This window comes from Sphingomonadaceae bacterium OTU29LAMAA1, from assembly GCA_024072375.1.
GTDB lineage: Bacteria > Pseudomonadota > Alphaproteobacteria > Sphingomonadales > Sphingomonadaceae > Sphingomonas.
Genome location: CP099617.1, coordinates 2398990 through 2417708, shown reverse-complemented (window position 1 = coordinate 2417708; position 18719 = coordinate 2398990). Strand labels below are relative to the sequence as shown.

The window sequence follows — 18719 nt, the reverse complement described above, 5'->3', positions numbered from 1 at the left end:
CCGCCCGGAATCATCGTCGGACGTCACGAATACGCGCTGCCGTTCCATTGCCATTAACCTGAGTACGCTTATCTTGAGCGGATGAACGACAACGACAAGCAGTCCCCCAACAACGGCGGGAATGACGGCGGCAACAATGGTGGCAGCCCCTGGATGAAAAGCCTGCTCATATGGGTGGGTATCCTGCTGGCGCTCGCCTTGTTCGTGCAGTTGTTCAACGGGCCGACGAGCGCGGGCGCGAGCAACACCGTCGCCTATTCGAAGTTTCTCGATTCGGTCGACGAAGGCACCGTGAAGGATGTCGCGATCAGTCGCGACGTCATCACCGGCACCTACTCGAGCGGTGAGAAATTCCGGACCTATCCGATCCAGGACGCGACGCTGGTCCCGCACCTGCGTGCCAAGAACGTGACGATCGCGGCCAAGCCCGATGAGGGCACGTCGATGTGGATGCTGCTGCTGTATCAGTCGCTGCCGTTCCTGCTGTTCCTCGGCATCGCGTTCTTCGTTCTGAAGCAGATGCAGAAGAACACCGGCGGCGGCGCGATGGGCTTCGGCAAGAGCCGCGCGCGGATGCTGACGCAGAAGGAAGGCAAGGTCACGTTCGACGATGTCGCCGGCATCGACGAAGCGCGATCGGAACTGACCGAGATCGTCGACTTCCTGAAGGACCCGACCAAGTTCGCGCGCCTCGGCGGCAAGATCCCCAAGGGCGCCCTGCTGGTCGGTTCGCCCGGCACCGGCAAGACGCTGCTCGCCCGCGCGATCGCAGGTGAAGCGGGCGTGCCGTTCTTCACGATTTCGGGTTCGGACTTCGTCGAGATGTTCGTCGGCGTCGGCGCATCCCGTGTCCGCGATATGTTCGAACAGGCCAAGAAGAGCGCGCCTTGCATCGTCTTTATCGACGAGATCGACGCGGTCGGTCGCCATCGCGGTGCCGGCCTCGGCAACGGCAACGACGAACGCGAACAGACGCTCAACCAGCTGCTCGTCGAGATGGACGGGTTCGAGGCGAACGAGGGCATCATCATCGTCGCCGCGACCAACCGTCCCGACGTGCTGGATCCTGCGCTGCTGCGTCCCGGCCGTTTCGATCGTCAGGTCGTCGTTCCACGCCCGGATATCGAAGGCCGGATAAAAATACTCGAAGTACACATGAAAAAAGTGCCGCTGGCGCCCGACGTCGACGCCCGCGTCATTGCGCGCGGTACGCCGGGCTTCTCGGGTGCGGACCTCGCCAACCTCGTCAACGAAGCCGCGCTCACCGGCGCGCGCAAGGGCAAGCGCCTCGTGGCGATGGCCGAGTTTGAAGAGGCCAAGGACAAGGTCATGATGGGCGCCGAGCGCCGCTCGATGGTCATGACCGAGGATGAGAAGCGGATGACCGCCTATCACGAGGCCGGCCACGCGATCGTCTCGATCCACGAACAGGCGTCGGATCCGATCCACAAGGCAACGATCATCCCGCGCGGTCGTGCGTTGGGCATGGTGATGCGCCTGCCGGAACGCGATTCGTACAGCTACCACCGTGACAAGATGTACGCGAACCTCGCGGTGGCGATGGGCGGCCGCGTCGCAGAGGAGATCATCTTCGGCTACGACAAGGTATCGTCGGGCGCGTCGGGCGACATTCAGTACGCCACCGGTCTCGCCCGCGACATGGTCACCAAATGGGGCATGTCGGACAAGGTCGGCCCGGTCGAATACGCCCAGCCGGAAGGCGAATCGTTCCTCGGCTATTCGTCTTCGCAGCCGGTCCGCATGTCGAATGCGACGGCCCAGTTGATCGATGACGAAATCAAGGGCATCGTCGAAGGCGGCCTGACCCGTGCCAAACAGTTGCTCACCGAGCATGTCGATCAGCTTCACCTGCTAGCCGGTGCATTGCTCGAATATGAGACGCTTTCGGGGGACGAGATCAAGAAGCTGATCGCCGGTGAGGAAATCGGTCGTCCTGATCCGGCGGGTCCCAAGTCCAGCGTGCCGCGCGCCGGAACTTCGATTCCGAAAACGCGCCGTCCGGGCGGACCGTTCGGGACTCCGGCTCCGTTGGGCGCGTGATCCGGTATCGCGGGGTGTTCATCGCTCCGTCAGCCATATCCGACTAATTCGGCGGCATTCCCTAGGAGTGCCGCCGATGTCGTTTAAAGTTCTGATAGCCCCCGCGATCATCCTAAGTGCGGTGTCGCTCGGCCTTGCCGCTCCCGCATCCGCAGCAATGACCGTCGGCACGTTTCTGGCGAAGGCGGCCCCAATACGCGCCAATCCCTTCACCGCGCTGACCAACCCGGACTATCAGGTGCTGAAGGCGGAAGCCGACGCCGCGACGCGCCAACTCCGCGCGGAATCGGCTGCACGCAAGGTTGGCAAGAAAAAGCCGATCGCCTGCGTGCCAGACGGTGAGAAGATCGGCATTCTCCAGATGCTCGGCGGCCTCGATGCGTTGCCTGCGTCCGATCGGAAGCTGCCGCTCAAGGATGGCTACGCCAAGGTTCTGGCCCGAACCTATCCCTGCTGATCCTTCCGGCACGGACTGCGCGGACGGGCAATCACGAAACGGGCAGTTCCGAACGACACGGAACCGGAGTTCGATTAGTCCGTCAGTCCGTGCAAGGTCAGCAACACCAGGAACATCGACAGCGCGGTCCAGGCAAAGACCAGCAGCACAGCCGTCCGCCACAATGCCGACCGCTTGCGCAGCGAATAGGCGCCACGCAACTGCCGGAACATATGGACCGGCGGCAGCAACAGCACCACCAGCGACATCCATCCGCCGCTCAGGCCGGCAACGCTCAGCAGCATCAGCGCAATCACCATCAGCATCATGAACGCAAGGCTGTACGTGACGAAGATCGCATGGTCGTACAGCCCGAACCGCCGCCGCCACAGGAATAGGAGGGCGACGAGCGGCGTCGAGATCGGGATCAGCAGCCAGCTATATTTATAGGTGCTGGTCTGGAGCTTGTAGAGTGCCAGCCCTGGATTCTTGTTTGCCTTTTCCAGGCCATGGTCCAGCGCCACCCAGCCAGTCTTCGCTTCGGCCAGCTTGAATTCGGTATCGCTCGTTCCGCCGGCCTGCGTCTTTTTCAGCGCTGCTATTGTGGTGCGTAACGCGGTGATCTCACGATCGACCTCCTGCGTCGGTTTGCCCTCCGCAGCCAGCGTGACGCGCTGCCCCTCGGCTTTCTCGAGCGCCTTCTGCGCCTTTTCCGCGCCGCGGGCGAAGCCCACCACGTTGCGGCTCATGGTTTCGGGTGAAACCGCCTCGGCAATATCGCCGCCCAGCGCGCTGATCGTCGCGAACATCAGGAATACGGTGAACAGGAACAGCGCCAGCGGAGATACGAACCGTGCCCGCTCACCCGCGACATAGCGGCGGGTCAGGTCGCCGGGACGCAACAGCAGCATCGGCAGGGTGCGCCAGATCTTGCCTTCGAAATGGAAGACGCCATGCGCGATCTCGTGCCCGATCGCGCCGACCGTTCGATGGACGTGTGCCGATTGGCCGCAGGCGTGGCAATGCGCGCCGATCAGCCTCGTCCCGCAATTGAGACACAAGTCACCATGACCCTGATGCGCGCCTTCTCCGGCGTGCGGTTCCACCGACCGGGCGGCAAGCGCACCCGTGATGAAATCCCCTGCTGCAGCGATATCCCCCGACATATGCGATGCCTAGCAAGCTCTCGATCGTGGCGCGAGGGGCCTTGTCATGATAACGATCGGTATGACCGACATAGCGCATCCGACAGAATTGATCGCGGAAATGGGTCGGCGGGCTCGGGTCGCCGCCCGAGCGATCGCGAGCCTGCCGACGCCGACAAAGGCCGCCGGCCTGCGGGCTGCCGCCGCCCGTCTGCGCGATGCGGAACCTGTGATTCTCGCCGCCAATGCCCGCGACATGGCGACGGCAGCCGGACGGGGGCTGTCCGATGCGCTGCTCGACCGGTTGAGACTTGATCCCGACCGCATTGCAGGAATGGTCGCGGGTGTGGAGGCGGTGGCGGCGCTGGACGATCCGGTCGGCCGGACGATCGACCGCAGCGAAAGGCCTAATGGCCTTGCGCTCACGCGCGTCCGCGTACCCATCGGCGTGATCGGCATCGTCTACGAATCGCGCCCCAACGTCACTGCGGACGCTGCGGCACTTTGCGTCATGGCGGGCAATGCGGCGATCCTGCGCGGCGGTTCCGAAGCCGTCCACAGCAACCGCGCGATCCATGCTGCGCTGATCACGGGCTTCGCCGACACCGGTCTATCCGTCGATGCGGTGCAACTGGTGCCGACCACCGACCGCGCCGCCGTCGGCGCGATGCTGGCTGCGGACGGCGCGATAGATCTCATCGTGCCGCGCGGCGGCAAGAGCCTCGTCGCCCGTGTCCAGGCCGAGGCGCGCGTGCCGGTGCTCGCGCATCTCGACGGTATCAATCACGTCTATGTCCACGCCTCTGCGGATCCGGCGATGGCGCGGGACGTCGTCGTCAATGCCAAGATGCGCCGCACGGGGGTGTGCGGATCGATGGAAACGCTGCTGATCGATCGTGGCTATCCGCAGCCTGCAGCGCTGGTGACGGCGCTTGCAGAAGCAGGCTGCGTGGTTCGCGGTGACGATGCGATCGTTGCCCTGACTGGCGCGGCACCCGCGGATGCTGCCGATTGGGATACCGAATATCTCGACGCCATCGCCTCGGTCGCGCAAGTTGACGGCGTCGAGGACGCGATGGCGCATATCGCCCGCCACGGCTCGCATCACACCGATGCGATCGTCGCCGCGGACACGACGGTCGCCGAACGCTTCCTGGCTGGCGTCGACAGCGCGATCGTCTTGTGGAACGCGTCGACCCAGTTTGCCGACGGTGGGGAATTCGGGCTCGGCGCGGAGATCGGCATCGCTACCGGCCGTTTGCATGCGCGTGGTCCGGTCGCACTGGAGGGGCTGACGACGTATAAATGGGTAGGACGCGGGACGGGGCAGGTGCGCCGATAAGTTGAGATGGCGGGACAAGCGGTCTATATCGGTCTTATGGCCAATCGTCAGCCGCTTCAAACCGAGAGGATGGCGCTCTTCGATCGTATCGCACAACGGCGGGGCATAAGCAGTCAGGCGATCCGTCGGGCGACGGAAAGCAATGACGGTTTGGACGCGTTCATTCAGGTCTGTGTCGATGTGCTCGACCGGAGTGACGGCATACCGCATGAGCCGGCGATGGCGGGGCTCGATGCGATGATCGCCAAGCGCCGGCTTGACGCGGATAATCCGGTCGCCGTTGGCGCTGGATGACATCCGCGACATCGATGACTGCCGATGCGGAAGGCGCTGTCAGACGTCGCCCCGTGGCGTTGAGGGCAGCGCGAGATAATAGCCAGTTTTTCGGCAATGTCGCGCAGGGTGATTGTCTGATCGTCGACGATCATCGCATCCTTCGCGGTAATGATACGCCTCACCTGATCCGCGACCGTATTATTGATACGGCCGTAGAGATCATCTGCGTTCGAGAGTGCGAGAATTGGCTGTTCGGTCGTTGAGGACAACCGGCCTGCTCGGCGGATCGTTCAATCCGGCGCACCGCGGGCATCGCGGGATCACGCTCGCCGCGATCCGCGCGCTGGACCTCGACGAGGCGTGGTGGCTGGTGTCGCCCGGCAACCCGCTGAAGGCCGGCGCGCGCGACATGGCGCCGCTTGCTGCGCGGCTCGCGTCTGCTCGAAGCATGGCGCGGCGTGCGCCGATCCGGGCGACCGACATCGAGACGCGGCTGCACACGCGCTACACGCTCGATACCCTGCGCAAGCTCGAGCGTCGGTACCCCAAGCGACGGTTCATCTGGCTGATGGGGGCGGACAATCTGGCGCAGTTCCATCGCTGGCGGGGATGGCGTGAGATCGCCCGTACGATGCCGATTGCGGTGATCGCGCGTCCGGGGTATGACGATGACGCCCTCGCGAGTGTCGCGATGGGTTGGCTGCGACGCTTCCAACGGCCCGCATGCCAGGCGAAGCATTGGACGACGTGGAGATTGCCGGCACTCGTGCTGTTGCGCTTCCGCCCCGACCCTACCTCCGCGACCGCGGCCCGAGCGGCCGATCCCGACTGGCACCGGCGCCACCCGGCCCAGCAACCCAGGAGTACCCTTGGCGAGTAACCCCCATGCCGTGCGGCCAGCCGACCCGGCCGAAGTCGAAGCTTTGCATCGGCTGATCATGGCGTCGCTTGACGACGATCAGGCGGAAGAGGTCATCACGATCCCGCTCGCCGGCAAATCGTCGATCGCCGACCACATGGTGATCGCCAGCGGTCGGTCGACGCGCCAGGTCGCATCGATGGCGCATAAGCTGGCTGAGAAGATCAAGGCGGAATTCGGTCGCAGCGTGCGGATCGAAGGATTGCAGACCGCCGACTGGGTGTTGATCGACGCGAACGACGTCATCATCCACCTGTTCCGGCCGGAGGTGCGCACCTTCTACAACCTGGAGCGGATGTGGCAGTTCGGCGATACCGTGTCGTCGTCGCTGAAGCCGCTGCCGCCGGAAGTCACCAACCCGACCACCGAGGTCTGATATCCTTCTTCACGTGGTCGCACGCGGGCGGATCGGGCGCTCGCCCGAGGCCGAACTGGTCGACCGCTATCTGAAGCGGATCGTCTGGCCGACACGCGTCACCGAGCTGCCCGACACCGGGGGCAAGCTGCCGACGTTGGAGACGCAGACGATCCGCGTCCTGCTCGATGAGAAGGGTGAGGTGCTGGGCTCGATCGATTTCGCGCGCCGGCTGGAGCGTTGGCGCGACAGCGGTACGCGTGAGGTCCGCTTCATGATCGGCGCGGCGGACGGCTTCGGCGACGCCGAGCGCGCCGAGGCGGACCTGCTGCTGTCGTTCGGTCGCGCGACGTGGCCGCACATGCTGGCGCGGGCGATGCTGGCGGAGCAATTGTTTCGCGCGACGGCGATCCTGGCGGGTCATCCGTATCATCGGGAGGGGTAAGGCGATGGCGGTGCTGCTGTCCTCACCCTTCCGCACCTGCGGTGCCCTCTCGCTAAGGGAGAGGGGCAAGAGAGCGACAGGTCGGGGCAACAAGCATGTCGCGCTGGTGGCCCTGGCCCTTCTTTCGCTCGTCATTCCCGCGCAAAGCCAGACGTTACCCGATCAGCGCCAGCGGCTCGCGGCGGCCAAGCGCGATGCCGCCGTTGCCACGCGCAAGGCAGAAGTTCTCGCCGCGCGCGCCGCCGCCGAGCGAAACGCGGCCGACAAGGCGCGTGCCGAGGAAGCCGCACTCGCCGCGCGCGTCACCGCTGCCGAGGCTACGCTTACCGCGGCCCAGGCGCGGCAGGCGATCGTCACCCGGCTGCTTGCGAACCAGCAGGCGACGCTCGGTACGGCACAGGCCCCCGTTGCGCGACTGCTCGCCGCACTGACCGCGCTGGCCCGGCGGCCGACGATGGTCGCTATCGCGCAGCCCGGATCGGTCGACGACCTCGTCCATGTTCGCGCAGTATTGGGTGGTGCACTGCCGATCGTGCAGGCGAAAACGCAATCGGTCCGCCGGCAGATCGCGCGCACTCGCGCGCTTCAGCATGACGCGATCGTCGCTGCTGCTGCCCTTCGCACCGGACGTGCCGAACTGGAAGCGAATCGTGTCGCGCTGGCGCGGCTGGAGGCGAATCATCGACAGCGCAGTCGAATGCTGGTCCGCGGCGCGATGAGCGAATCGGACCGTGCGCTGGCACTCGGTGAGCGTGCACGCGATCTTGTCGATTCTCTCGACGAGGGCGATGTCGCTCAGGCGACGGCGGCCGATCTCGCCGGGCTGGTCGGGCCATTGCCGCGTCCGCTGGCACCCGGCGCAGTCCTGCCCGTGCCGCTGGCAAGCGCCTATCGCTTGCCGGTGCGCGGGCGGCTCGTCACCGGGCTCGACGAGATATCCGCAGCCGGCGTCCGTTCGCGCGGGCTGACCTTTGCCGTGTCGTCCGGTGCGCAGGTCGTCGCACCGGCGGCAGGCGTGGTGCGCTACGCCCGGCCGTTCCGGGGTTACGGTACGATCGTCATCGTCGATCATGGCGACGGCTGGACCAGTCTTATCACGGGATTGGCCAGTGCCAGTGCCGGGGTCGTGGTCGGCCAGCGCCTGCCTACCGGAGCGCCGCTGGGTATCGCCAGCCGGAGCGAGGAGCCGCGGATCACCGTCGAATTGCGCCGTCGCGGCCGGCCGATGGACATCGCTGCGCTGCTCGGCTGAAGCCCCCGGACTCGTTGGGCCAAAGTCAGCCCGCATTCAGCGTCGCTGCGCTTTGCTAGTGTTCGAGAAAAAGGCTAAACGCGTACAGTTTTCCCGCCTTCAGGATGTTCGATGGCCCGTCCGCTGCTTACCGCGACCGCAATCCTCGGCTCGCTCTGCCTGATCCCGCTCGCAACGCAGGCGATGGCGGCGGTCGATACCGACACCTACCGCGAATTCGACCAGTTCCTCGACGTGTTCAACCGGATCAAGGCGGATTACGTCGACAAGGTCGACGATCAGAAGCTGATCAAGGGCGCGATCCAGGGCATGCTGACCAGTCTCGATCCGCATTCGAGCTATGTCGATGCGCTCGACTACGACAATCTGCGTATCCAGACCGAAGGCAATTACGGCGGCCTCGGCCTTACCGTCCAGATGGAGGACGGCGCGGTCAAGGTGGTGGCGCCTCAGGAGGATACGCCGGCGTTCCGCGCGGGTGTAAAGTCGGGCGACTATATCACCCATATCGACGGCAAGCTGATCTATGGCGAGACGCTGGACGAGGCGATCGGCCTGATGCGGGGCAAGCCCGGGACCAAGATCAGCCTGACGCTGGTCCGACCTGGGCAGGACAAGCCGGTCGAGGTGACGATGAACCGTGAGGTCATCATCCAGAAGCCGGTAAAATGGGAAGTCCGCGGTCAGGTCGGCTACATCAACATCAACACGTTTTCCGAAAGCACTGGAGCCGATACCCGCGCCGCGATCATGGCGATCGACAAGAGCCTCGGCCATCGACCGCTCGGCTATGTCGTCGATCTGCGCGACAATGGCGGCGGGCTGCTGACGCAGGCGATCGCGGTGAGTGATGCGTTTCTTGAGCGTGGTGAGATCGTTTCACAGCGCGGGCGTGAAAAGGCGGACATCGAGCGTTATTTCGCGAAATCGGGGGATGATGCACACGGTTTGCCGGTCGTCGTGCTGACCAATCCCGGCACCGCATCGGCATCCGAGATCGTCGCGGGCGCGCTGCAGGATCATCACCGCGGGCTGGTAATGGGCGAGCGCAGCTTCGGTAAGGGATCGGTGCAGACGCTGCTGCAACTCGGGCCGCAGACCGCCCTGCGCCTGACCACCGCGCGCTATTACACGCCGTCCGGTCGCAGCGTGCAGGAGGGCGGGATCGAGCCCGACATCCGCGTGCCGCAGATCAGCGACCCCGATTTCAAGACGCGTCCCGTATTCCGCGAGGCCGACCTGCGCCGCCACCTGATCAACGAGGTGAAGGCGGACAACAAGGTGCTGGAGGAGGACGTCAAGGACGATCCCCGCTTTGCGATGACCGCGGACCAGCTCAAGAAGCAGGGCATCGAGGACTTCCAGCTCTATTATGCGCTGAAGACGGTCGCGCGACTGGGCGGGCCGACGCAGGTGGCGGCGGCGACCAGGCCGAAGGCCAAGTGAGCCGCCCGCTGACCCACGCCGAGCGGCAGGCGCGCTGGATCGCCCTGCTGTTGCCGGCCGCCTTGCTGGCGGGGGCATGGGGATCGCAGCTGATCGGCCACCTGTATCCGTGCGAGATGTGTCACTGGCAGCGCTGGCCGCACTATGCCGCGCTGCCGTTCGCGGTGCTGGCATTCGTCGTGCCGCAGCGAAGCATCGCCAAGGCATTCGTGATCCTCGCCGCGCTGCTGATCGCGGTGTCGGGGGCGATCGGCGTCGCGCATGCCGGGGTGGAATATCATTGGTGGAACGGCTTCACCGCCTGCACCCAGACGGTCGATCTGCGCGGGCTGGGGCCGGAGGCGCGGCTGGAGGCGTTGATGAAGGCGCCGGTGGTGCGCTGCGACGTCGCGCAATGGTCGGTGGCGGGCATTTCGCTCGCCGGGTTCAACGCGATCCTGTCATTGGGCGGCGCGGCCCTTATCTTGTGGCTGATGAGGAGATCGCGATGAGCCGCTGGAAGCCCGGGGACCGGCGCGAGCCGACCGATGCGATGATCCGCGTCGATCAGGCGGGCGAATATGGCGCGACGCGCATCTATGCGGGGCAGCTCGCGGTGTTGGGCGACCGGCATCCAGCCTCGCGCGCGATCCACCATATGGCGGTGCAGGAGGAGCGGCATCGCGCCTTTTTCGACGATCTGATCGCGCGGCGCGGCGTGCGGCCGACACTGTTCCAGCCGTTCTGGGACAAGGCGGGCTTTGCGCTGGGCGCGATCACCGCGGCGATCGGCCCCAATGCCGCGATGGCCTGCACCGCGGCGGTGGAGACCGAGATCGACCAGCATTATCAGGAACAGCTGGACGCGTTGGGAACCAGCGACCCCGAACTGTCCGACGCGATCGCCGATTTTCAGGCGGAAGAGCTGGAGCATCGTGACCATGCGCTTGCCAACGGTGCCGAACAGGCGGTGGGCTATCCGGTGCTGAGCGGGTTCATCCGGCTGGGCTGCAAGGTCGCGATCGCAGCGGCGAAGAGGATTTGAGAGGAATGTCGATGCGTACGATCGTCGCAACCGCACTGATGCTGGTCGCCAGCCCGGCGCTGGCCCAACAGGCCGCGCAGGTCACGCCAACGCCCGCGTTGCCCGGAGCATCCAGGCCGACCGTAATCAATACGCCGGGAGAGGTCGCCAAGCGCGCACCGGTGAACGGCGTACTGGTGCTGTATGGCAACGAGCGGTGCCCGACCAATACGGATGGCGACGAGATCGTCGTTTGCGAACGCCGTAGCGCACGCGAGCAGTATCGCGTTCCCAAGGAGCTGCGCGATTTCCAGGTGACGCCGCAAAATGAAAGCTGGGCGGCGCGCGCGCAGGGTACGCTCGACACCGGCGTCGGCGTCAGCACGTTGGGAAGTTGTTCGGCGGTGGGTGCGGCAGGCCAGACCGGCTGCTTCGTCCAGAACGCCCGTGCCGTCCGCAAGGAGAACCAGGCACGCAAGGTCGAGGAAGCCCGCGTTCCCTGACGGGCGCTCGACGATCCGGGGGGACGACGACATGGCGACGATCATCGAACGACGCACCGTGCCACTGAAGGCCGATGCATTCGAGCGCGTCCTGAGCGCATTCGCCGTCGTCCTGATCGCGGCGGTCGCGGCGGCCCTCGTCCGCGGACAGGCGCAATGGCATGCGGTGCCGGCTATGGTGTGGGCGCATATCGCGACGATCCTCGTTGCGTTGACCCTGACTCCCGTCATCCTGCTGGGCCGACGGGGCGATACACGCCATCGGCAACTCGGACGGATCTGGGTCGCCGCCATGCTGCTGACGGCGGCATTGTCGTTCGGTATCCGCTTCGCCGATCCCGGCGGCTTCAGCCTGATCCACATCCTGTCGTTATGGGTGCTGATCCAGGCACCGTTGCTGTGGTATACCGCGCGAACGCATCAGGTCGCTCGCCACCGGCGCAGCGTTCGCGGGCTGGTCACCGGCGCGTTGCTGATCGCGGGGTTCTTCACCTTTCCGTTCGACAGAATGCTCGGCCACTGGTTGTTCGGCTGACGCATGCGCGACATACGCATCGTCCTGTTCGCGTTGGTGTGGTTCAGTTGCGCGTGGTTCGGATCGTGGGAGCTCAACGCGAACAATGCCACGCGCATGTTCGCCGCGGTCAGCCTGGTCGAGGACGGCGATGCAACGATCGACGAGTTCGCAGCGCTGACGATCGACAAGGCGGCATTCGCGGGTCACGCCTATCTCGACAAGCCACCGGGCATGACGCTGATGGCGCTGCCCGCCGTGTGGCTGGCGGGCAAGGCGACGGGGGAAACGAGCGCGACGTTCGGGGCGGCGCCGGCAGGCCCGGGGTTCGAGCGATATCTGCGGCTGCGAACCCGGCTGGCGACCGCGAGCGGACCTGCGATATTGACGGCGCTGGCAGCCGTATTGCTGTTCGATCTGGCGGTCGGGATCACCGGCAGTGCGGCAGCGGGGCTGTTTGCGGCGATCGGCTATGCACTCGGTACGCCGGTATGGGGCTGGTCGACGACGTTGCTGGGGCATGCCGTCGTCGCCGATTGCTACGTCGTCGCCTTGTGGGCGATCATGCGCGGGACCCGTCATTCGTCGGGCGGTATCGGCTATGCATTGGTCGCCGGCGTGAGCCTGGGGTGGGCCGTGGTAGTGGAGCATCAGGCGGTGCTCGCCGGGCTGGCGATCGCCGGATGGGCCGCATGGCGCATATGGCCGCATCCCGACCGGTGGCGGCTGATCGGCGCGGCGACGGCAGCGGGCGTCATCGCGCTCGTGCCGCTCGGCCTCTACAATCTGGTGGCGTTCGGCACGCCGTTCCGCGTGGGCTATTCCGGCGTCGTCGGGTGGGAGGGCATGCATCAGGGGCTGTTCGGGCTCGGCATGCCGCGGCTGCGCGTGGTGCAATCGATCCTGTTCAGCTTTCGGCTGGGTCTGATCTGGGTGGCGCCTGTGCTGGTGCTCGCCCCGCTCGGCCTGTGGTTCTGGGCGCGTCGGCGGTCCACCCGCGACGTGGCGATCGTCGCGGTGGCCGTGGCGGCCATCGTGCTGCTGGTCAACGCCGCCTACGTCTATTGGGACGGCGGTAATGCGACCGGGCCCCGATTCGCGATCCCCGCGGTCGCCCCGCTGGCGCTGGGTCTTGCGGCGGAGTGGATGCGGTCGAACAGCCGCGGCGAGCGGACCGCGATGACGCTGGTGCTGGCGCTCTCGATCGCCATCAATGCGGCGATCGCCTCGGCGGATATCTTCGCGCCGCCCCTGACCGCGTTTCCCGTATGGCAATGGGTGATCGCGGGCAATTTCGCCAACGGATACCTGCGCACCGTGCCGAGCGAGTGGTTCGGCTGGAGCGCATGGGCGGGATTCTATTGGTGGGCAGCGCTGGCGATACCGATGATGGCATGGCTTGCGTGGCGGGTGCACCGGGCGGACTTGCGACGGGCACAGGCTTCGGCCTCGCTGGAAGGAAACTGCCCGTGACCGAGCCGCTTCGCGTTGCCTTTCTGCTGTTTCCGAACGTCACCCAGCTCGACCTTACCGGGCCGGTGCAGGTGCTCTCGCGGCTCGGTGATGCCCGGCTCGATCTGGTCTGGAAGACGCTGGAGCCGGTGCCGACCGATGCCGGTTTCTCCATCCTGCCCACCGCGACACTGGCGGAGATACCGCGCGCCGACATCCTGTGCGTGCCGGGCGGGTTCGGGGTGAACGGCGTCATCGCCGACGATGCGGTGATGGACTGGGTGGGGGCAATCGGGCGCGAGGCGGCGTGGGTAACCAGCGTGTGCACCGGATCGCTGATCCTCGGTGCGGCCGGTTTGCTGGATGGCTATCGCGCCGGGTGCCACTGGTCGCAGCGACACATGCTGCCGCTGTTCGGGGCGGAACCGGTCGCCGAGCGCGTCGTGATCGATCGCAACCGGGTGACCGGCGGCGGGGTGACGGCGGGGATCGATTTCGCATTGAGGCTGACCGCGATCCTGCGCGGTGAGGACCATGCCAGATCGGTGCAGCTCAGCTTCGAATACGATCCGCAGCCGCCGTTCGACAGCGGCTCACCGGAGCGCGCTGGTCCCGATATCGTCGCCGCGGTCCAGCGTCGTACGCGGGCGCTGGTGCCGACCCGCGACGACGATTTGCGCGCGCTCGCCAAACGGCGCGGTTACGGCTGAGGTTGGCGCTTCAGCCCACGGACGCGGTGCCAGATGTAGAAGGCGACGAGCGCGACGAGGACGATGCCGATCAGCAGGTCGGCGCGGTGGAAGGCGGCCTTGACACGGGGATCGCTGTTCCACTTGTCGCCGAGCTTCAGCCCGACCCAGGCGAGGCCGAAGCACCACGGCCATGAACCGATGAAGGTGTAGACGTGGAAGGGCACCAGCCGCATGCGGGCGACGCCGGCGGGGAAGGCGATGAAGCTGCGGATCACCGGTAGCAAGCGGCCGATCAGCACCGCGACCGACCCCCAGCGCGCGAAGAAGCGGTCGGCGGCGTCGAGCTCGCCCGGCCCGATCAGCACGTAGCGGCCCCAGCGTTCCGCCATCGGCCGGCCGCCGCGCTTGCCGACTTCATAGGCGACGATCGAGCCGAGGTTGCAGCCGATCGCACCGGCGGTGGCGGCAAGATAGAGGTCGAAGCGGCCGGTCGAGACCAGATAACCGGCGAAGGGCATGATGATTTCGGAGGGGAGCGGGATGCATGCGCTCTCGATCGCCATCAGGATCGCGATGCCGACGTAGCCGCCGCTGGAGATCACCCAGATGGTGAAGGTGGCGAGGACGCCCAGGATCTTTTCGAACATGGGCGTGGGGCTTGGCGGATCGCGCGCGCGAAGGGAAGGGGGAACCGCGTGGGGGCATCGGGCGCTTGTGCGACCATGACCGATCTGACCTTCAACGACAGCCGCACCATGCCCCGGCTGGGGCTCGGCACCTGGAAACTTCCCGATGCGCAGGCGCCGATGGTGGTGCGACGCGCGCTCGATACCGGCTATCGCCTGATCGACACCGCCGCGATCTACGGCAACGAGCGTGGTGTCGGCGATGGCGTTCGGGGTAGCGAGGCGTTCGTCACCACCAAGCTGTGGAACGATCGGCAGGGTGATCCGGCGGCGGCGCTGGACGAGAGCCTGTCGCTGCTGGGGCTGGACGCGGTCGACCTGTATCTGATCCATTGGCCGGCACCGGGGCAGGGCCTGTACGTCGATGCGTGGAAGGCGCTGGTGGAGCTGCGCGAGGCGGGCAAGACGCGATCGATCGGCGTATCGAACTTCCTGCCCGAGCATCTGGATGCGATCATCGATGCGACGGGCGTGACGCCCGTGCTCAACCAGATCGAACTCCACCCGCGCTATCAACGGCGCGAGGAGCGGGCGTATCACGAGGCGCACGGCATCGTGACGCAATCGTGGAGTCCGCTGGGGCAGGGCGGCGACCTGTTGCGCGATCCGGCGATCGTGGCGGTGGCGGAGAAGCACCAGCGATCGGCGGCGCAGGTGGTGATCGCCTGGCATCTGGCGCACGGGTTTTCGGTGATCCCGAAGGCCGCGGACCCGGAGCATATGAGCGACAATTTCGCGGCGCTGGATCTGACGCTCGACGACGGGGATCTGGCGGCGATCGATGCGTTGGAGCGGGGCGAGCGGATGGGGGAGGATGCCCGGGAGATGTGAGTTTGCGGCGAACCGGATAGCGTCGTCGTCACACCGAGAATCCTGGCAGAGGGTCGGCCCTACCCCAAAGCGGCTTTGGCCATCTTCAAATCCTCGACGAAGCGGGCGAATTCGTCCTGTTTCTGCGCTTCGTCGGGGAGCCGGAGGAGGTAGCTGGGGTGGACGGTGATCCATGCCTCGCCGCCGTCGGGCAGTTGCACGGGGCGACCGCGTTCCTTGCCGATCGTGACGGTACGGTCCAGTAGTGAGCGGGCCGCGGTGGCGCCCAGTGCTACCGTCACCTGCGGGCGGATGAGCATGCGTTCCTGTTCGATCCACCAGCGGCAGGCAGTGATTTCGCCGGTGTCGGGCTTGGCATGGATACGGCGCTTGCCGCGCTGTTCGTATTTGAAATGCTTGACCGCGTTGGTGACGTAGACGCGCGAGCGGTCGATGTCGGCGGCGGCGACGGCGCGGTTGAACACCTGACCCGCCGGGCCGACGAACGGCGTGCCGGCGAGGTCCTCCTGATCGCCGGGCTGTTCGCCGACGAACATCATTGCCGCATCGACCGGACCTTCGCCGAACACCGTTTGCGTCGCGTGCTTGTAGAGGTGGCAGCGGGTGCAGGTCGCCGCCTCGTCGCGCAGTGCCTCCCACGCCGCCTGTGCATTGCCGCCGATGGCTGTTCTGGCGGTTTCGATCATGCCGCTCTCCCGTGCCTGCGCGCCTGCGATCAACTGGCCGACCAACGCGGTTTCGGGCATGTTTTTCCAATATTTGCGCGGCATTTCCTTCAGCATCGCGCCGATCTTCACGCGGGCGGGGTTGAAGATGCTGGCGTAATAGGTCTTCCACACCTCTTCGGTCGGATCGCCGTCGGGGGCGTCTGCCTTGCTGGCGCCGGGGCCTTCCGACAGCGCCTTGCCGTCCCAGTGGAGCGACACTTCGGGCGTCAGGATCGACCAGCGCATGCTGGCGAAGCGGTTGACGAAGAAGGCAGCGTTGGCGCGGACGATATGGTGTTCGGGCTCGAACCACGCGACGTAGCGACTGGTGCCGTCGTCGTCCTGCACCTCGCGGAAGCGGAGGAAAGCGCGCATCTTGTGGATGTCGCGGCGGACGTTCTTGGCGATGACCTCCAGCTTGCGGATCAGCGGGTCGGCCTGATCCTCCATCAACTTAGGCTCGGTGCGGAGGCGGCTTAGCGTGGTGTAGAGGAGGGCGAAACGTTCGGGTTCGTCGGCCATGACGACACTGCGGGCGAGGTCGATGAACGCGCGGGGGACGGAGAAGGGGCTGGGCGCCTGCGCTGGTGAGGCATCTTCGGGGGCGGTGGCGAACAGGTCTTCGGGCGTGTCGCCGACCTGCCAGACGACGTCGTCTGGGGGTACCTGTTGTGCGGCGAGCGCGCGGGCGGTGTCGCGCCAGGCGTCGAAATCGTCGGGGGCGGGCAGCACGGCTATACGCATCGGGTATTCACCTCGTCACCCCGGAACACGTCCGGGGTGACGGTGGGTTTGCAGGGATGGGCGTCCGCCTCACGTAATCAGTCGCGTTCGTCACCACCGGGAGGATTGGCCTTAGCCAGTTCCAGCTCCTCTGGCTTGCGCTCTTCGTAGATCGTGGCGAGCTCTTCCTCGGTAGCGTCATCGAGTTCCTCCGCGGCGGCGGGGAACATCTCTTCCTCTTCCTCGGTGATGTGGTGTTCGTAGCGGCGGCGCATGTGGAAGAACTTCTCGCTCCACGCATCGGAGCCGAATTCCACGTCGGCCATTTCGCCGAGCAGATCGTCGACCTCCTTGTGTTCGCTGACCGAATGACGGGCGTCGTCGCGCAGTTCGGGATCGCGCAGCATCGTCGCGTAGAGCGACTCCTCTTCGGCGGCGGCGTGGCTCTGAATTTCGAGGCGAAAGGCCTCGAACAGCCGCTGCCGCTCCTCGCCGGCACCCTGCATGTCGGCAAGCTGCTTCAGCATGTCGCGTTGCTTGTCGTGGTCCCGCTTCAGGTCCGCGTAGATTTGTGCCAGCGCCATCGTGATCTCCTTCGGCTCACCCAACCGGCGAGCGTCCGGGTCGTTTCACTTGTGAGTCATTCTCACGCGGCGAAAAGCTCCAGCTGCTGCTTCTTCGGGGCGATCAGCGTTTTCAGTTCGGCGCGATCGGTCAGTGCGACCGGGCGCCAGTCCTCGGCAATGAGGAACGGGCGCATCTTGACGATGCTGACGGTCAGCCGCGCGACATCATCAAGGCGGAGGCGGCGCCAGCGGCGCGTGGCGATGATCCGGTCGACCGCCTTTACCCCGAGGCCGGGCACGCGGAGCAGCATCTCGCGCGGGGCGCGGTTGACGTCGACCGGAAAGCTTTCGCGGAATTTCAGCGCCCAGGCGAGCTTGGGATCGATGTCGAGCGGCAGCATGCCGGTGGCATCGTCCGCCGCCGCGACGACCTCGTGCGGCTTGTAATCGTAGAAGCGCATAAGCCAGTCGGACTGATAGAGCCGATGTTCGCGCATCAGCGGCGGGCGTTGCAGAGGCAACACCGTGCTGGCGTCGGGGATCGGGCTGAACGCGCTGTAATAGACGCGGCGCAGGCCGAAGCGATCGTAGAGCGTCGAGGCGCGGGTGACGATCTCGCCATCGGTCGCGGCGTCTGCCCCGACGATCATCTGCGTCGACTGCCCGGCGGGGGCGAAGCGCGGTGCGGATTTGTACTTCTTGCGGGCGTCGCCGTTGTCGACGATCGACGTCTTTACGTCCTTCATCGCGCCCTCGATCCGTGCACCGTCCTTTTCGGGGGCGAGGCGCTTCAGCCCGCTGACGGTCGGCAGCTCGACGTTGATCGAGACGCGGTCGGCATACAGCCCGGCCTGATGGACCAGTTCGGGATCGGCATCGGGGATGGTCTTGAGATGGATGTAGCCGCGGAAATGGTGATCCTCGCGCAACGACCGCGCGACCTCGACCATCTGTTCCATCGTGTAGTTCGATGACTTGATGATGCCGGACGAGAGGAACAGACCCTCGATATAATTGCGCTTGTAGAAGGCGATGGTGAGATTGACGACTTCCTGTGCGGTGAAGCGCGCGCGGCGGACGTTGCTGCTCTTGCGGTTGATGCAATAATGGCAGTCGAAGATGCAGCTGTTGGTCAGCAGGATCTTCAATAGGCTGATGCAGCGGCCATCGGGCGCATAGGCGTGGCAGATGCCCATGCCCTCGGTCGAACCCAGCCCCTTGCCGTCGCGGCTGTTGCGCTTTTCGGTGCCGGACGACGCGCAGGACGCATCGTATTTGGCGGCGTCGGCGAGGATCGCGAGCTTTTCACGGGTGTCGAGCTGCGCCATCCGTTCGATATACGTTCCGCGATGGCGAGCGACAAGG

Annotated in this window: 22 protein-coding genes; 17 read left to right on the top strand and 5 right to left on the bottom strand. The window is 65.8% G+C overall.

Annotated elements, in window-relative coordinates; genetic code table 11:
- Window positions 1–153: 153 nt before the first annotated feature.
- Both ftsH and NF699_11770 read left to right on the top strand, forming a co-directional pair.
- Window positions 154–2061 carry an ATP-dependent zinc metalloprotease FtsH gene (gene ftsH / locus NF699_11775; GenBank protein USU07068.1) on the top strand — a complete coding sequence of 636 codons (1908 nt, stop codon included), beginning with the start codon at window positions 154–156 and terminating at the stop codon, window positions 2059–2061.
- Window positions 2062–2137: 76 nt separating this feature from the next.
- Window positions 2138–2518: a hypothetical protein gene (locus tag NF699_11770; GenBank protein ID USU03752.1), complete on the top strand. Its 381-nt coding sequence runs from the start codon at window positions 2138–2140 to the stop codon at window positions 2516–2518.
- A 74-nt stretch (window positions 2519–2592) separates the two neighbouring features.
- On the opposite strand, the gene NF699_11765 is transcribed toward NF699_11770, so the two are convergent.
- A complete protein-coding gene (locus NF699_11765) occupies window positions 2593–3663 on the bottom strand; it encodes a DUF3667 domain-containing protein (GenBank protein USU03751.1) in 1071 nt (356 codons plus the stop codon).
- Window positions 3664–3724: 61 nt separating this feature from the next.
- Here NF699_11765 and NF699_11760 point away from each other — a divergent pair, with 61 nt between their 5' ends.
- The 14 genes from NF699_11760 (at window position 3725) to NF699_11695 (ending at window position 13859) form a co-directional block, all read left to right on the top strand.
- Window positions 3725–4984, top strand: coding sequence for a glutamate-5-semialdehyde dehydrogenase (locus tag NF699_11760; GenBank protein ID USU03750.1), 1260 nt, complete (start codon window positions 3725–3727; stop codon window positions 4982–4984).
- Between the two features lie 36 nt (window positions 4985–5020).
- The gene (locus NF699_11755; protein ID USU03749.1) at window positions 5021–5278 is read left to right on the top strand and encodes a hypothetical protein; all 258 of its coding nucleotides are present in this window, start codon (window positions 5021–5023) and stop codon (window positions 5276–5278) included.
- 14 nt (window positions 5279–5292) lie between these two features.
- Window positions 5293–5523, top strand: a complete 231-nt coding sequence (locus tag NF699_11750) for a hypothetical protein (GenBank protein ID USU03748.1) — start codon at window positions 5293–5295, stop codon at window positions 5521–5523.
- A complete protein-coding gene (locus NF699_11745; GenBank protein USU03747.1) occupies window positions 5520–6140 on the top strand; it encodes a nicotinate-nucleotide adenylyltransferase in 621 nt (206 codons plus the stop codon). The genes NF699_11750 and NF699_11745 overlap by 4 nt, the downstream gene beginning before the upstream one ends.
- Window positions 6141–6198: 58 nt before the next feature.
- A complete protein-coding gene (rsfS, locus tag NF699_11740; GenBank protein USU03746.1) occupies window positions 6199–6555 on the top strand; it encodes a ribosome silencing factor in 357 nt (118 codons plus the stop codon).
- Between the two features lies 1 nt (window position 6556).
- Complete coding sequence (locus NF699_11735; GenBank protein ID USU07067.1) at window positions 6557–6979, top strand: 23S rRNA (pseudouridine(1915)-N(3))-methyltransferase RlmH; 423 nt, start codon at window positions 6557–6559, stop codon at window positions 6977–6979.
- Window positions 6980–7085: 106 nt separating this feature from the next.
- Entirely contained in the window at window positions 7086–8231 is a 1146-nt protein-coding gene (locus NF699_11730) for a peptidoglycan DD-metalloendopeptidase family protein (protein USU03745.1), read from the top strand.
- A gap of 111 nt (window positions 8232–8342) precedes the next feature.
- Complete coding sequence (locus NF699_11725; protein USU03744.1) at window positions 8343–9677, top strand: S41 family peptidase; 1335 nt, start codon at window positions 8343–8345, stop codon at window positions 9675–9677.
- Window positions 9674–10168, top strand: a complete 495-nt coding sequence (locus NF699_11720) for a disulfide bond formation protein B (GenBank protein ID USU03743.1) — start codon at window positions 9674–9676, stop codon at window positions 10166–10168. Before NF699_11725 ends, NF699_11720 begins: the two co-directional genes overlap by 4 nt.
- Entirely contained in the window at window positions 10165–10701 is a 537-nt protein-coding gene (locus NF699_11715; GenBank protein ID USU03742.1) for a demethoxyubiquinone hydroxylase family protein, read from the top strand. Before NF699_11720 ends, NF699_11715 begins: the two co-directional genes overlap by 4 nt.
- A gap of 11 nt (window positions 10702–10712) precedes the next feature.
- A complete protein-coding gene (locus tag NF699_11710) occupies window positions 10713–11183 on the top strand; it encodes a hypothetical protein (GenBank protein ID USU03741.1) in 471 nt (156 codons plus the stop codon).
- Between the two features lie 31 nt (window positions 11184–11214).
- Window positions 11215–11718, top strand: coding sequence for a hypothetical protein (locus tag NF699_11705; protein ID USU03740.1), 504 nt, complete (start codon window positions 11215–11217; stop codon window positions 11716–11718).
- Window positions 11719–11721: 3 nt separating this feature from the next.
- Window positions 11722–13170 carry a hypothetical protein gene (locus NF699_11700; GenBank protein USU03739.1) on the top strand — a complete coding sequence of 483 codons (1449 nt, stop codon included), beginning with the start codon at window positions 11722–11724 and terminating at the stop codon, window positions 13168–13170.
- Window positions 13167–13859 (top strand): DJ-1/PfpI family protein, encoded by a 693-nt coding sequence (locus NF699_11695; protein USU03738.1) that lies wholly within the window; start codon window positions 13167–13169, stop codon window positions 13857–13859. Before NF699_11700 ends, NF699_11695 begins: the two co-directional genes overlap by 4 nt.
- On the opposite strand, the gene NF699_11690 is transcribed toward NF699_11695, so the two are convergent.
- The gene (locus NF699_11690) at window positions 13850–14488 is read right to left on the bottom strand and encodes a DedA family protein (GenBank protein ID USU03737.1); all 639 of its coding nucleotides are present in this window, start codon (window positions 14486–14488) and stop codon (window positions 13850–13852) included. The two genes, NF699_11695 and NF699_11690, sit on opposite strands and share 10 nt — an antisense overlap.
- A gap of 75 nt (window positions 14489–14563) precedes the next feature.
- On the opposite strand from NF699_11690, the gene NF699_11685 reads away from it, so the two are divergent.
- The gene (locus NF699_11685) at window positions 14564–15358 is read left to right on the top strand and encodes an aldo/keto reductase (protein ID USU03736.1); all 795 of its coding nucleotides are present in this window, start codon (window positions 14564–14566) and stop codon (window positions 15356–15358) included.
- A gap of 59 nt (window positions 15359–15417) precedes the next feature.
- Here NF699_11685 and NF699_11680 read toward each other — a convergent pair whose 3' ends face one another.
- The 3 genes from NF699_11680 to NF699_11670 form a co-directional block, all read right to left on the bottom strand.
- Window positions 15418–16809 carry a UdgX family uracil-DNA binding protein gene (locus tag NF699_11680; protein ID USU03735.1) on the bottom strand — a complete coding sequence of 464 codons (1392 nt, stop codon included), beginning with the start codon at window positions 16807–16809 and terminating at the stop codon, window positions 15418–15420.
- 77 nt (window positions 16810–16886) lie between these two features.
- Complete coding sequence (locus NF699_11675; GenBank protein USU03734.1) at window positions 16887–17372, bottom strand: hemerythrin domain-containing protein; 486 nt, start codon at window positions 17370–17372, stop codon at window positions 16887–16889.
- Window positions 17373–17434: 62 nt separating this feature from the next.
- A complete protein-coding gene (locus NF699_11670; GenBank protein USU03733.1) occupies window positions 17435–18682 on the bottom strand; it encodes a putative DNA modification/repair radical SAM protein in 1248 nt (415 codons plus the stop codon).
- Window positions 18683–18719: the final 37 nt, after the last annotated feature.

What these genes read in the sequence shown, in the direction of transcription:
- NF699_11765 (USU03751.1), bottom strand. Translation starts at nt 3,663, where the DNA reads ATGTCGGGGGATATCGCTGCAGCAGGGGATTTCATCACGGGTGCGCTT.
- NF699_11685 (USU03736.1), top strand. Translation starts at nt 14,564, where the DNA reads ATGACCGATCTGACCTTCAACGACAGCCGCACCATGCCCCGGCTGGGG.
- NF699_11690 (USU03737.1), bottom strand. Translation starts at nt 14,488, where the DNA reads ATGTTCGAAAAGATCCTGGGCGTCCTCGCCACCTTCACCATCTGGGTG.
- NF699_11680 (USU03735.1), bottom strand. Translation starts at nt 16,809, where the DNA reads ATGCGTATAGCCGTGCTGCCCGCCCCCGACGATTTCGACGCCTGGCGC.
- ftsH (USU07068.1), top strand. Translation starts at nt 154, where the DNA reads ATGAAAAGCCTGCTCATATGGGTGGGTATCCTGCTGGCGCTCGCCTTG.
- NF699_11755 (USU03749.1), top strand. Translation starts at nt 5,021, where the DNA reads ATGGCCAATCGTCAGCCGCTTCAAACCGAGAGGATGGCGCTCTTCGAT.
- NF699_11670 (USU03733.1), bottom strand. Translation starts at nt 18,682, where the DNA reads ATGGCGCAGCTCGACACCCGTGAAAAGCTCGCGATCCTCGCCGACGCC.
- NF699_11750 (USU03748.1), top strand. Translation starts at nt 5,293, where the DNA reads ATGACTGCCGATGCGGAAGGCGCTGTCAGACGTCGCCCCGTGGCGTTG.
- NF699_11710 (USU03741.1), top strand. Translation starts at nt 10,713, where the DNA reads ATGCGTACGATCGTCGCAACCGCACTGATGCTGGTCGCCAGCCCGGCG.
- NF699_11760 (USU03750.1), top strand. Translation starts at nt 3,725, where the DNA reads ATGACCGACATAGCGCATCCGACAGAATTGATCGCGGAAATGGGTCGG.
- NF699_11675 (USU03734.1), bottom strand. Translation starts at nt 17,372, where the DNA reads ATGGCGCTGGCACAAATCTACGCGGACCTGAAGCGGGACCACGACAAG.
- NF699_11725 (USU03744.1), top strand. Translation starts at nt 8,343, where the DNA reads ATGGCCCGTCCGCTGCTTACCGCGACCGCAATCCTCGGCTCGCTCTGC.
- NF699_11705 (USU03740.1), top strand. Translation starts at nt 11,215, where the DNA reads ATGGCGACGATCATCGAACGACGCACCGTGCCACTGAAGGCCGATGCA.
- rsfS (USU03746.1), top strand. Translation starts at nt 6,199, where the DNA reads ATGGCGTCGCTTGACGACGATCAGGCGGAAGAGGTCATCACGATCCCG.
- NF699_11770 (USU03752.1), top strand. Translation starts at nt 2,138, where the DNA reads ATGTCGTTTAAAGTTCTGATAGCCCCCGCGATCATCCTAAGTGCGGTG.
- NF699_11700 (USU03739.1), top strand. Translation starts at nt 11,722, where the DNA reads ATGCGCGACATACGCATCGTCCTGTTCGCGTTGGTGTGGTTCAGTTGC.
- NF699_11715 (USU03742.1), top strand. Translation starts at nt 10,165, where the DNA reads ATGAGCCGCTGGAAGCCCGGGGACCGGCGCGAGCCGACCGATGCGATG.